This window comes from Streptomyces sp. iso_384 (assembly GCF_056172905.1).
Genome location: NZ_JBWBTT010000001.1, coordinates 506,431 through 518,390, shown reverse-complemented (window position 1 = coordinate 518,390; position 11,960 = coordinate 506,431). Strand labels below are relative to the sequence as shown.

Genomic DNA, 11,960 nt, shown 5'->3' with positions numbered 1-11,960 from the left:
CGCCTCGGCCAGCGTGTCGCCCCTTCCCACTAGGAAAGTCTTACCCGCAATCACTGACAGTCCATGCGGCGCGCCCCGGTTCCCTCCGCTACGGGCGAACAACCTTGCGCTGCTGAACGCTCTCGCGCGCCCCCAGGGCCGGAACACAACGTGACGCGGCGCGGACCCCGCGTAACTCCGGAGGTGGTTCGGCGGTTCATCGGGCATGACCCCCACCGTCCCGCAGCCCCGATCGTCACCCGATACCGCTCCGGGTTCCGCCGACGCCGCTCTCGCCCGGCGGTACGCGAGGGAGCTGGGCTGGGCGGCCGAGGGGCACGCTCCGCTGCGGCTGCTCACCGGGGTGCGCTTCGATGTGCTGGAGCTGCCCGCCGAGGCCGGTCACGCCGTGCTGCGGCGCGGGGTGCGCACCGGTCCCGTGCTGCTGTCCGGTGCGCGGATGGGGCTGCTGGTCGCCGCGGGCGGCGCCGATGAGCTGCCGGGGCTGCTCGACTGGCTGGAGTGGGGTCCGGTCCCGCTGGACCTGACCGCCGTGGGTGCGGGGGGCCGCGTCGCGGCCCCGCCCCTCCCTGGTTCCCCCGGGGGCTCGCCGGGGGCCGCGCTCTGGCTGCGGCCCCCAGAGCCGAGGCATGCGCCCGAGCCGGGGCTGCCGGCCCTCATGGGCTTCGGGAGCAGCGGTGGGGATGCCCCCGATCTCGTACGCCTGGTGGACGCCGCGGCCACGGAATGCCATCGGGTCCGGTTGTCGCACGCCCGTTCCGGAGCGCTGACAAGGGGTGGAGCGGATCAGCCGTTGGCCTTCTCGTAAGCCTCACGGATCTCGGCGGGAACGCGGCCGCGGTCATTCACATTGTGGCCGTTCTCCCGGGCCCACCGGCGGATTTCCGCGGTGTCCTTGTTACCGCCGGACACGGCGCGGCCCTTGCCACGGCCCGTGGCGGCACGGCCACCGGTGCGACGTCCACCCTTGGTGTAGGGCTCGAGAAGGCCGCGAAGCTTGTCCGCGTTGGCCGTGGTGAGGTCGATCTCGTACGTCTTGCCGTCAAGAGCGAACGTGACGGTCTCGTCGGCCTCGACGCCGTCGAGGTCATCGACAAGAAGGACCTGAACCTTCTGTGCCACGGGATATCCTTTCATCGAAAATGGAGTACGCGGAAAGGAAACCGCTTTTCCCCCGAAAACACAAACCCCCAGGAGAGGTTCAGCAGCCCGAGAAGACGGGAAACGTGCGCGATTCGGACATAGGGTTGCAGGTCCTTCTGCAGATCACAGGTGCAGAAGCATCCGGCTGTTGCCCAAGGTGTTCGGCTTCACTCGTTCGAGACCGAGGAACTCCGCGACACCCTCGTCGTAGGAACGCAGCAGCTCACTGTAGACATCGGTGTCGACGGGCGTCTCTCCGATCTCGACGAACCCGTGCTTCGCGAAGAAGTCCACTTCGAAGGTGAGACAGAAAACCCTGCGGACACCGAGCCATCGCGCGGTCTGCAAGAGCTTGTCCAGTACGTGATGCCCCACCCCCGCGCCCTTGATGCGGGGGTCGACGGCAAGGGTCCGCACTTCTGCCAGGTCTTCCCACATGACATGAAGTGCGCCGCAGCCGATGACCGTCGCGTCCTCGTCGCGTTCCGCGACCCAGAACTCCTGGATGTCCTCGTAAAGGGTGACGGTCGCTTTGTCGAGCAGGATGCCTCCGGACACGTACCCGTCGAGGAGTCGTCGCACCGAACCGACATCACTCGTCCTGGCCCGCCGGACGGTGATGGCGGGCTTATTTACCGACGGGTCGGTATGGAGTTCGGTTTCCGGATCGCTTTGCGGCTGCTCTGAGGACATGCCCCGACGCTATCGCCCGCTCTCCGGCGTCGCGTCATCGGCCGGGGCGTCATCTCCGGCGGCGTCGGCGGCCGGTTCCGCGGGGTTGCCCGGGGCACTTTCGGCAGGGTTGGGGGAAACCATCCGAACGGCATCCTGGAGCGCTTCGCGCTGCTCGGCGGACATCATGCCGAAGAACGCGACAAGTGCGGCGGCGGGGTTGTCACTGAGCGACCAGGCTTCGTTCATCAGTGCGGCCGAGTAGGCGGCCCGGGTGGAGACGGCCGTATATCGATAGGCCCGTCCGTCGACTTCCCTGCGCACCCAGCCCTTCTGATGGAGATTGTCCATTACCGTCATCACGGTCGTGTACGCGATGGACCGTTCCTGCTGAAGGTCCTCAAGGACTTCCCGCACCGTGACCGGTCGGTTCCATTGCCAGACGCGCGTCATCACGGCGTCTTCGAGGTCTCCCAATTGGCGGGGCACGAGATCATTTTAGTGCTAGATGTCCTGAATATTCCGGTATTTACACAGCAAAAGAGCGCACGACTCGGACGAGTCGTGCGCTCCGGGTGCGTACGCCGGGAAGGCGCGGGGCGGACGGGCCGCTTCCGCGGTCAGACATTCTCCGGACGAGCGGTCTGCTTTGCGGATTCCGCGCGGGCGAACGTCGCGTCCACCGCGGCGTCCTCCTTGGCCTTGTTCGGGCCACCCTGACTCTTGACGATGATCACGATCAGGGCGATGAAGAAGACGGCCATCACCACGGGCGGCACGAGCGCGGATACATAGTCCATGCCGTCCAGAGTAGCGAGCCCCGAACGGCCCGACGCGGCGACCTCCCGGTGGAGGCCGCCGCGTCGGACACCGCCGGAGTGTCAGCCGGCCGCCCGCTCCTCGGACGGAGGCGGCGCGGGCCGGCGGCGCGGCGGGAAGACCTCGGAGGGCTTGGGCATCGGGCGGTCGCCGGGCTTCCGCGGGCGGTCCGGAGCGGCCGGGGTCCTGGGCCGGTCCGGCTCCCGGTCGGCGGCGCGGCCGCCGGGCAGGGCGAGCAGCCGGCTGCGGGGGCCGGGGGCCGCGAGCCCGGCGGAGCGGCCGGCGAGCCGGGCGCGTACGGAACGCTCGGCGAGCACCTGACAGCGTTCCAGGAGGGTCGCCGCGAGCGGCCTCCCGCGCAGGGCGCGCAGCGCGGCCAGATCGTCCGGGCGGGGGTCGTAACCGGCCGCCAGGGCGTCCTGGAGCAGCTCCAGATAGCCGGCGACGGAGCCGGGGAGGGCGTTGCGGTAGCGGGCGAGATCGGCGAGGAGGAACGCTCGCAGCCGACCCGCCTCGCCGACCGCCTCGTCCACGGAGCCGGCGAGCCGCAGGCAGTCCTGGACGTCCTCGTCGGACAGGGGCATGGGGTGGAGGGCGATGGCGAGGGCACGTCGGAGCACCCGCAGCTCGTCCGCGCTGAACGCCATGCCGCCTCGTGAACCGTAGGGCGTGGGCATAGCGCGACAATACGTGCTAAATGGACAAAATCCGTTTAACTGGTCGCCGGTGGCGCGGCGTGCCGTAGCCGTTCCCCGGCCCACCGTCCCGGCCGTTCCCGCAGGTACGCAGGGCCCCGCGCCGCGCCCGCTACGAGCGGGACACGTTCCGCTCGTAGACCAGGCGCAGCCCGATGAGCGTCAGCCACGGCTCGTGCTCGTCGATGACGGAGGACTCCCCCAACACCATCGGAGCAAGGCCGCCCGTCGCGATGACCGTGACGTCGTCCGGGTCGGCGGCCAGTTCCTTCTTCATCCGGGCCACCACCCCGTCGACCTGGCCGGCGAAGCCGTAGATGATGCCGGACTGCATGGCCTCGACGGTGTTCTTGCCGATCACGCTGCGCGGCCGGGCCAGCTCGATCTTGCGGAGCTGGGCGCCCCGGACGCCGAGCGCCTCCACCGAGATCTCGATGCCGGGGGCGATCACCCCGCCCGCGTACTCGCCGCGCGGCGAGACCGCGTCGAAGGTGGTGGCGGTGCCGAAGTCGACGACGATCGCCGGGCCCCCGTACAGCTCGACGGCGGCGACCGCGTTGATGATGCGGTCCGCGCCGACCTCCTTGGGGTTGTCCATCAGGATCGGCACCCCCGTCTTGACCCCGGGCTCCACCAGGACGGCGGGGACGTCGCCGTAGTAGCGGCGGGTGACCTCGCGCAGCTCGTGCAGGACCGAGGGGACGGTGGCGCAGATCGCGATGCCCTCGATGCCGTCGCCCAGCTCCATGCCGAGCAGCGGGTGCATGCCCATCAGGCCCTGGAGCAGGACGGCCAGCTCGTCCGCGGTGCGGCGGGCGTCGGTGGAGATCCGCCAGTGCTCGACGATCTCCTCGCCGTCGAAGAGGCCGAGGACCGTGTGCGTGTTGCCGACGTCGATGGTGAGCAGCATCAGGCGTCGGCCCCGTCCCCGGCGGAGGGGGACGCGTCCGCGTCGCGGAAGTCCAGGCCGATGTCGAGGATCGGCGAGGAGTGGGTGAGCGCCCCGACGGCGAGATAGTCGACGCCCGCGTCGGCGTAGGCGCGGGCCGAGTCGAGGGTGAGGCGGCCCGAGGACTCCAGGATCGCCCGGCCGTCGACCAGGGCGACCGCCTCGGCGGTCTCGGCCGGAGTGAAGTTGTCCAGCAGGATCAGGTCGACGCCCGCGTCCAGCACCTCGCGGACCTGGTCCATCGTGTCGACTTCGACCTCGATGGGCAGCTCGGGGAACTCGGCGCGCACGCGCAGAAACGCCTCCGCGACGCCGCCCGCGGCGATCACGTGGTTGTCCTTGACCAGGGCCGCGTCGGAGAGCGACATCCGGTGGTTGACGCCGCCGCCGCAGCGCACCGCGTACTTCTCCAGCGCGCGCAGGCCCGCCGTCGTCTTGCGGGTGTCGCGGACCTTGGCCCTGGAGCCCTCCAGCACGTCCGCCCAGGCGCGGGTGGCGGTCGCGATGCCCGAGAGGCGGCAGAGCAGGTTGAGCGCGCTGCGCTCGCCGGTCAGCAGGTCGCGGGTGCGGGTGGTGACGGTCAGCAGCTTCTGGCCGGGGACGATCCGGTCGCCGTCCTCGACGTGCCGCTCGACCTCGAACGCCTCGGTGCAGACGATCGACAGGACCGCCTCGGCGACCCGGAGCCCGGCGACCACACCGGCCTCGCGGGCGGTGAAGTCACCGGTGATCACGGCGTCCTCGGGCACGGTCGCCACGGTCGTGACGTCCACCCCGCCGTCGAGGTCCTCCTCGATCGCCACATGGGCGACGTCCTCGACCTGGACGGGGTCCAGTCCTGCCTGGGCCAGCAGCAGGGCGAGCGCCGGGTCCAGGCCGCACTCCAGGGCCTCCGGGTCGAAGCCCTCGTCACCGCCGCAGCCGCAGCCGTCGCCGCAGCCGCCTCCCGTCGGTGCGGAGGATGCGGGCGCGCCGACGCTGATCAACGGTACGTCCACGGGTGTGGGGCGCGGATTCTCTTCGGGCGTGCTCACGGTGTCGGCTCCTCGGGGGCGTGGCGGGTGGTGCGGGTGGGGCTGGTGCTGCGTGCGGTGCCGGTGCTGCTCCGCGGGTGCGGCGGAGCGGCTGCTTCCAGCAGTCTGCTCAATCCGACGGGCGTACGGGCGGGAATGCGGCGGTCTCCGTGCGGTGGACGGCCGGGGTGCGGTCCGGTGCGATACGGACGACCAGGTGGCGGCGGCCGTGGGTGTCGTCGCGGTCGGGCCGGTCCTCGCGCCAGTGGCAGCCGCGGGTCTCCTCGCGTTCCCGGGCGGCGGCGACCAGGACCCGGGAGACCAGGAGCAGATTGGTGACCTCCCAGGCGTCGACCCCGGGCACGACGGCCTTGGACCCGTCCGCGTCGGCGGCGGCCTCGCGGTGCAGGGCCTCCAGCTCCTCGGCGGCGGCGGCCAGGCTGCCGGCGGAGCGCAGCACTCCGGCGCCCCGGGTCATCGTGCGCTGGATCGCCGTACGGGCCTCGGGGGCCAGCAGCGGAACGGGGGCTTCCGCGTCACCGGGGGCTTCGGCCGGTTCGGTGCGGGGCGGGCGGGCCTCGGCGATGTCGGCGGCGATGCGCTCGGCGAAGACCAGGCCCTCCAGGAGGGAGTTGGACGCGAGGCGGTTGGCCCCGTGCACCCCGGTGCAGGCGACCTCGCCGCAGGCGTACAGCCCGGGGACGGTGGTGCGGCCGCGCAGGTCGGTGCGGACGCCGCCGGAGGCGTAGTGCGCGGCCGGGGCGACCGGGATCGGCTCGGTGACCGGGTCGATGCCGTGGGCCCGGCAGGCGGCCAGGATGGTGGGGAAGCGCTGCTCCCACATCCGCGCCCCGAAGTGCCGGGCGTCCAGATACATGTGCTCGGCGCCCTTCTCGTGCATCCGGCGCGTGATGCCCTTGGCGACGATGTCGCGCGGGGCCAGCTCGGCCAGCTCGTGCTGTCCGAGCATGAACCGGACGCCGTCGCCGTCGACGAGATGCGCTCCTTCGCCCCGTACGGCTTCGGAGACCAGCGGCTGCTGGCCCTCGGAGTCCGAGCCGAGGAACAGGACGGTCGGGTGGAACTGGACGAACTCCAGGTCGGAGACCTCCGCCCCGGCCCGCAGCGCCAGCGCCACGCCGTCGCCGGTGGAGACGGAGGGGTTGGTGGTGGCGGAGAAGACCTGGCCCATGCCGCCGGTGGCGAGGACGACCGAGGGGGCCCGGACCGCGCCGACGCCGTCGTGCTGGCCCTCGCCCATGACATGCAGCGAGACGCCCGCCGTACGGCCTTCGGCGTCCGTCAGCAGGTCCAGGACCAGGGCGTTCTCGATGGTGTGCAGGGCGGCCTCGCGGACCGCCCCGACCAGGGCGCGGGAGATCTCCGCGCCGGTCGCGTCACCGCCCGCGTGGGCGATGCGGCGGCGGTGGTGGCCGCCCTCACGGGTCAGCGCGATGTCGCCGCTGTCGGTGGTGTCGAAGTGCGCGCCGGTGTTGATCAGCCGGCGTACGGCGTCGGGGCCCTCGGTGACCAGGGTGCGCACGGCCTCCTCGTCGCAGAGGCCCGCGCCCGCGACGAGGGTGTCGTCGAGGTGCTGCTCGGGGGTGTCGCCCTCGCCGAGGGCCGCGGCGATGCCGCCCTGGGCCCAGCGGGTCGAGCCGTCGTCGAGGCGGGCCTTGGTGACGACGACGGTGTCCAGACCGGCGGCGACGCAGCGCAGCGCCGTGGTGAGTCCGGCGACGCCGGAGCCGACCACCACGACGTCCGCGTCGATGGCCCAGCCGGGGGCGGGGGCGGTCAGCCGTATTCCGGTCACGTGAGGGCTCCGAAGGTGAGGGGGATGTTGTCGATGAGGCGGGTGTCCCCGACCTGGGCCGCGACGACGAGGACCGCCTCACCGCTCTCGCGGTCGTCCGGGATCTCGGTGAAGTCCGCCGGGTCCACCAGGGCCAGGTAGTCCAGGGCCAGCGGCAGCCTGCCCCGGGCGGCGGCCTCCTCCAGCACGGTCCGGGCGGCGGCGCGGACGGCGGCGGGCGCGCCGTTGGGCCGGGCCAGCGCCACGGCCTGGGCGTCGGCGGCGGCCCGGGCCTCGCCGAGCTTGTTGAGCCCGGCGGCCCGGTCGCCGCCGGGCGCCGTGGCCCGGGCCCGCTCGTGCAGGGCCTGCTGGGCGGCGAGCCGGTCGCGGGCCGCGAACAGCGCGCGGGACAGGGCGAGCGCGGTGTGCCGCTCCTCGGCGGAGAGGAAGCGGTTACGGCTGGAGAGCGCCAGGCCGTCGGGGTCGCGGACGGTGGGGACGCCGGTGATCCGGACGCCGAAATTCAGGTCGCGGACCATCCGGCGGATCAGGGCGAGCTGCTGGGCGTCCTTCTGCCCGTAGAACGCCTCGTCGGGGCGGGTGAGGTGGAGGAGCTTGGCGACGACGGTGAGCATCCCGTCGAAGTGCCCCGGCCGGGCCGCGCCTTCGAGGCGCTCGCCCATGGGGCCCGCGGTGATCCGGACCTGGGGCTCGCCGCCGGGGTAGACCTCGTCGACTCCGGGGGCGAAGACCGCGTCGGCCCCCGCCGCCGCGGCGATCTCCAGGTCGGCGTCCAGGGTGCGCGGATAGCGGTCCAGGTCGGCTGCCTCGCCGAACTGCAGCGGGTTCACGAAGACGGTGACCACGACCTGGCCGTCCGGGCCCGCGGCTTCGCGGGCGGCGCGGATCAGGGCGGCGTGGCCGTCGTGGAGCGCGCCCATCGTCATGACGACGGCCCGCTCGGCCCCGGCGGGGCGGGGCAGCGCGTCGAGCTCGGCGGCGGTGCGCAGGAGGGCGGTCCGCATCGTGCGCGTCATCGGGTCTCCCCCGCTCCCGTACAGCTGGTCGTCGTCATCGGGTCTCCCCCGCTCCGGGGCCGCCGGGGCGGCGCTCCTGGTCGGCCAGGACGCCGAGAAGGTCCTCGGCCAGCTCCGCCTTGAGCAGGCCGTGGGCGAGCGCCCGGTCGGCCGTGGCGCGGGCCATCGCGACATATCCGGCCACCGCCTGCGGGGCATGGGCACGCAGTTCACGGATGTGGGCGGCGACCGTGCCCGCGTCCCCCCGGGCCACCGGGCCGGTCAGCGCGGCGTCGCCGGAGCGCAGGGCGTTGTCCAGGGCCGCGCCGAGCAGCGGGCCGAGCATCCGGTCGGGCGCGGTGACCCCGGCCTTGGTCAGCAGCTCCATCGACTGGGCGACCAACGTGACCAGGTGGTTCGCGCCGAGCGCGAGGGCCGCGTGGTAGAGCGGGCGGGACTCCTCGGCGATCCACTCGGGCTCGCCGCCCATCTCGATGACGAGCGCCTCGGCGGCCAGCCGCAGTTCCTCGGGGGCGGTGACGCCGAAGGAGCAGCCCGCGAGCCGCTGGACGTCGACGGCGGTGCCGGTGAAGGTCATCGCGGGGTGCAGCGCGAGTGGCAGCGCCCCGGCCCGCAGCGCGGGGTCCAGCACCTTCGCCCCGTACCGCCCGGAGGTGTGGACGAGCAGTTGTCCCGGCCGTACGGCACCGGTCCCGACGAGGCCCTCGACCAGCGTGGGCAGCACATCGTCGGGGACGGTCAGCAGCACCAGCTCGGCGCGGGCCAGCACCTCGGCCGGCTCCACCAGCGGCACGTCGGGGAGCAGCTCGGCGGCGCGGCGCCGGGAGGCGTCGGAGACTCCGGACACGGCGACCGGGCGGTGCCCGGCGAGCCGGAGCGCCGCGGCGAGCGCGGGCCCGACCCGGCCCGCGCCGACGACGCCGACCGTGAGCCGGGCGGGGCGGTCCCTCGCGTCGAGGGGTTCCTTCGAAACTGATGCGTTCACGCGGCGATGGCCTTCCGTTCCAGTCCGCGGGGGGTACCGGACGATTTCTCTGCATGCTACGCCAGCGTTTCGGGGAAGCCCCGCCCCTGCCCACAGCCTGTGGATAACTTTCCGGACGGGACGGAATACCGCGGGCGCGCTGTCGGAGGTCCGGGTGATGATCGTCCCATGGCGACGATGGATGAGCAGGAGCAGCGGCGGCGCAGGCTGACCGCGTGGCGGGGGTCGCGGCGGGTGCTGGCCCGGGTGGGCGCGGACGGCACGCTGGGCGAGCGGCTGGCGGCGCTCGCGGCCGGTGCCGCGTCCGTACACGATCCGGAGGACTGGACCGATGTGTACGGCGGCGGGGTCGTCGCCGATCTGGAGCGGCGGGTGGCCGGGCTGCTCGGGATGGAGGCGGCCGCGTTCTTCCCGACCGGGACGATGGCGCAGCAGGTCGCGCTGCGGTGCTGGGCGGGGCGTACGGGCGACGCGACGGTGGCGCTGCACCCCCTGTCCCATCCGGAGCTGCACGAGGGCGGGGCGCTGGGGGTGGTGAGCGGGCTGCGCACGGTGCATCCGACGTCCGATCCGAGGCTGCCGAGCGCGGACGAGGTCCGGGAGTTCCCTGAGCCGTTCGGCACGCTGATGCTGGAGCTGCCGCTGCGGGACGCCGGGTTCGTCCTGCCGTCCTGGGAGGAGCTGACGGCGGTGGTGGAGGCGGCCCGGGAGCGGGACGCGGTGGTCCACTTCGACGGGGCGCGGCTGTGGGAGTGCGGTCCGCACTTCGGGCGGGAGCTGTCGGAGATCGCGGCGCTGGCGGACAGCGTGTACGTGTCGTTCTACAAGTCGCTGGACGGGCTGTCCGGGGCGGTGCTGGCGGGCCCTTCGACGCTGGTGGAGGAGGCGCGGGTGTGGCGCCACCGGTACGGGGGTCAGCTCTTCCAGCAGTACCCGGCGGCCCTGTCCGCGCTGATCGGGCTGGAGCGGGAGCTGCCGAGGCTTCCTACGTTCGTGGCGCACGCGAAGGTGGTGGCCGGGGCGCTGGCGGAGGGGTTCGCGGCGTCGGGGGTGCCGTGGTTCCGGGTGCGTCCGGAGCCGCCGCACACGCATCAGTTCCAGGTCTGGCTGCCGTACGGGACCGAGGTGCTGGACGAGGCGTCGGTGCGGCAGGCCGAGGAGACCGGGGTGACGTTGTTCCGGCGGTGGTTCGCGGGGGCGCCCGGGTCGGGGCTGCCGCCCGGGGTCTCGGTCACGGAGGTGACGGTGGCCGGGGCGGGGCTGGAGTGGTCGGCGGAGGATGTGCGGGAGGCGGTGGCGGGGTTCGTGCGGTACGTGGGGTAGGGGCGGGGGGGGCTTGGGGGCGGGTCCTGTCCAGTGGCCGGCCCCCGGGGGTCGGGGTTCCGTCCTCAAGCGCCGGACGGGCTGGATGTGCCGGGTCCTGCCCAGTGGTCGGTCTCCAGGCCCAGGGTTCCGTCCTCAAGCGCCGGACGGGCTTGGTGTGGTGCCGGACGGGCTGGAGGCGGCGGGGCGGAGGTGGCGGTACAGGGCTTGCAGGGTCGTGCGGTCGTGGCGGCCCGGGGGCGGGGGTGCGGGCTGGGCCAGGCGGGCCGCGCGGCAGGTGTCGAGCAGGTGCTGCTGAAGAGCGGTCATGCGGACAGCCTGCGCAGGTCACGGCGGTGCCGCGCGCGGATTGACGGCCCCCGTCAAATGGCACGACGCCCCGTGCGCGTACCCCCACTATGGAGAGGTGAGCGTGCACATAGACATCGCGGGACTGCCCGCCGACCGCGTCGTTTTCGCGACCTCCCCGCTGGCCGAACTCGGCCTCGCCCTGCACGCGCTCTCCGAGCCCGGCCACCACCCGGGGCTGCACGGCTGGGCCACCGCGACCGCGGCGGCCCTGGAGGCCGACCTCGCGGACCGGATGCTGGAGGCGGAGTTCCTCTGGCGGAACACCTTCTCCGATGTGTTCATGCCGTTCTCCGGGCTCCGGGGCGGCGACGGCAGGACCGGGGCGACGCTCGCCGAGGACCTGGATCTGCTCGACCGGATGGACGACGAGCGGTTCGTCGCCGCGGCCCTGGAGTTCACCTGCGCCACCCATTACGGGGCCGGGGCGCCGTCACCGCTGAGCGACGCGGCGATGCGGGCCCGCGCCCTGGAGCTGGCGGCGGCGCGCGGTCCGCAGCAGGTGGAGTTCACCCGGCGGCTGCTGGCCGACCCCGTCTCCGTACGCGGCTGGATCCGGCGGCTCTTCGAGGACTGCGACCAGGCGTTCTTCGCCGACACCTGGCGCCGGGCCTCCGTGCAGCTGGTCGCCGACGCCCGCCACAAGACGGAACTGCTGCGCCGCAAGGGGCTGGCCGAAGCGGTCGGCGCGGTGTCAGCCGCCGTGACGCTGGACGAGGACGCGGGCCGGATCAGCATCGACAAGCTGTCCGAGGGCCGGACCACCGCCGTCGACCCCGGCGTCGGCCCCGGCCTGACGTTCGTCCCGACCAGCTTCGGCTGGCCGCATCTGATGGTGCTGCACGCCCCGGGCTGGCGGCCGGTGATCCACTACCCGGTCCATCTGCCCGACCTGCCGTCGCCCGCCACCGTGGAACAGCTCCAGCGCCGGATGGAGGCCCTGGCCCACCCGATGCGGATGCGGCTCTGCCGCAATCTGGCCCGCTCCCCGTACACCACCGGTGAGCTGGCCGAATCCAACGGCATCACCTCCCCCGAGGTCTCCCGCCACCTCTCGGTGCTCAAGAAGGCGGGCCTGGTCACGACGCGCCGCCGGGGCCGTTACGTCCTCCACCAGCTGGACCTGACGGTCGTGGCCCGGCTCGGCAGCGACTTCCTGGAGGGCGTCCTGCGCTGAGCCC

At 73.1% G+C, this 11,960-nt stretch carries 14 protein-coding genes; 3 read left to right on the top strand and 11 right to left on the bottom strand.

Features of this window, described 5'->3' with window-relative positions:
* The first annotated feature begins 205 nt into the window (after nucleotides 1-205).
* Nucleotides 206-808, top strand: a complete 603-nt coding sequence (locus AC0VY3_RS02390; RefSeq protein ID WP_103508136.1) for an SCO3374 family protein — start codon at nucleotides 206-208, stop codon at nucleotides 806-808.
* Here the strand turns inward: AC0VY3_RS02390 and AC0VY3_RS02385 are convergent.
* The 10 genes from AC0VY3_RS02385 to AC0VY3_RS02340 form a co-directional block, all read right to left on the bottom strand.
* Nucleotides 787-1,122 (bottom strand): histone-like nucleoid-structuring protein Lsr2, encoded by a 336-nt coding sequence (locus tag AC0VY3_RS02385; RefSeq protein ID WP_018489329.1) that lies wholly within the window; start codon nucleotides 1,120-1,122, stop codon nucleotides 787-789. The two genes, AC0VY3_RS02390 and AC0VY3_RS02385, sit on opposite strands and share 22 nt — an antisense overlap.
* 144 nt (nucleotides 1,123-1,266) lie before the next feature.
* Nucleotides 1,267-1,836, bottom strand: a complete 570-nt coding sequence (locus tag AC0VY3_RS02380) for an amino-acid N-acetyltransferase (protein WP_030625797.1) — start codon at nucleotides 1,834-1,836, stop codon at nucleotides 1,267-1,269.
* 9 nt (nucleotides 1,837-1,845) lie between these two features.
* Nucleotides 1,846-2,304, bottom strand: coding sequence for a BlaI/MecI/CopY family transcriptional regulator (locus AC0VY3_RS02375; protein WP_103508137.1), 459 nt, complete (start codon nucleotides 2,302-2,304; stop codon nucleotides 1,846-1,848).
* Nucleotides 2,305-2,435: 131 nt separating this feature from the next.
* On the bottom strand, nucleotides 2,436-2,615 hold the full coding sequence (locus AC0VY3_RS02370; protein ID WP_030087885.1) for a hypothetical protein: 180 nt from the start codon (nucleotides 2,613-2,615) through the stop codon (nucleotides 2,436-2,438).
* Between the two features lie 81 nt (nucleotides 2,616-2,696).
* Entirely contained in the window at nucleotides 2,697-3,281 is a 585-nt protein-coding gene (locus tag AC0VY3_RS02365; protein WP_242742276.1) for a hypothetical protein, read from the bottom strand.
* Between the two features lie 160 nt (nucleotides 3,282-3,441).
* On the bottom strand, nucleotides 3,442-4,239 hold the full coding sequence (locus tag AC0VY3_RS02360) for a type III pantothenate kinase (RefSeq protein WP_030087892.1): 798 nt from the start codon (nucleotides 4,237-4,239) through the stop codon (nucleotides 3,442-3,444).
* Nucleotides 4,239-5,312, bottom strand: a complete 1,074-nt coding sequence (gene nadC / locus AC0VY3_RS02355; protein WP_103507960.1) for a carboxylating nicotinate-nucleotide diphosphorylase — start codon at nucleotides 5,310-5,312, stop codon at nucleotides 4,239-4,241. The genes AC0VY3_RS02360 and nadC overlap by 1 nt, the downstream gene beginning before the upstream one ends.
* A gap of 109 nt (nucleotides 5,313-5,421) precedes the next feature.
* Entirely contained in the window at nucleotides 5,422-7,107 is a 1,686-nt protein-coding gene (locus AC0VY3_RS02350) for an L-aspartate oxidase (RefSeq protein ID WP_475548784.1), read from the bottom strand.
* The gene (gene panC / locus AC0VY3_RS02345) at nucleotides 7,104-8,123 is read right to left on the bottom strand and encodes a pantoate--beta-alanine ligase (RefSeq protein WP_475548783.1); all 1,020 of its coding nucleotides are present in this window, start codon (nucleotides 8,121-8,123) and stop codon (nucleotides 7,104-7,106) included. Before panC ends, AC0VY3_RS02350 begins: the two co-directional genes overlap by 4 nt.
* Before the next feature lie 34 nt (nucleotides 8,124-8,157).
* Nucleotides 8,158-9,108, bottom strand: a complete 951-nt coding sequence (locus tag AC0VY3_RS02340) for a Rossmann-like and DUF2520 domain-containing protein (protein ID WP_103508122.1) — start codon at nucleotides 9,106-9,108, stop codon at nucleotides 8,158-8,160.
* A gap of 168 nt (nucleotides 9,109-9,276) precedes the next feature.
* Between AC0VY3_RS02340 and AC0VY3_RS02335 the strand changes: the two genes are divergently transcribed.
* On the top strand, nucleotides 9,277-10,431 hold the full coding sequence (locus AC0VY3_RS02335) for a threonine aldolase family protein (RefSeq protein WP_242742191.1): 1,155 nt from the start codon (nucleotides 9,277-9,279) through the stop codon (nucleotides 10,429-10,431).
* Nucleotides 10,432-10,566: 135 nt separating this feature from the next.
* Here the strand turns inward: AC0VY3_RS02335 and AC0VY3_RS02330 are convergent, their stop codons facing one another.
* Entirely contained in the window at nucleotides 10,567-10,740 is a 174-nt protein-coding gene (locus AC0VY3_RS02330) for a hypothetical protein (protein WP_475548782.1), read from the bottom strand.
* A gap of 103 nt (nucleotides 10,741-10,843) precedes the next feature.
* Here AC0VY3_RS02330 and AC0VY3_RS02325 point away from each other — a divergent pair, with 103 nt between their 5' ends.
* The gene (locus AC0VY3_RS02325) at nucleotides 10,844-11,956 is read left to right on the top strand and encodes a DUF5937 family protein (protein WP_103507683.1); all 1,113 of its coding nucleotides are present in this window, start codon (nucleotides 10,844-10,846) and stop codon (nucleotides 11,954-11,956) included.
* Nucleotides 11,957-11,960 lie beyond the last annotated feature (4 nt).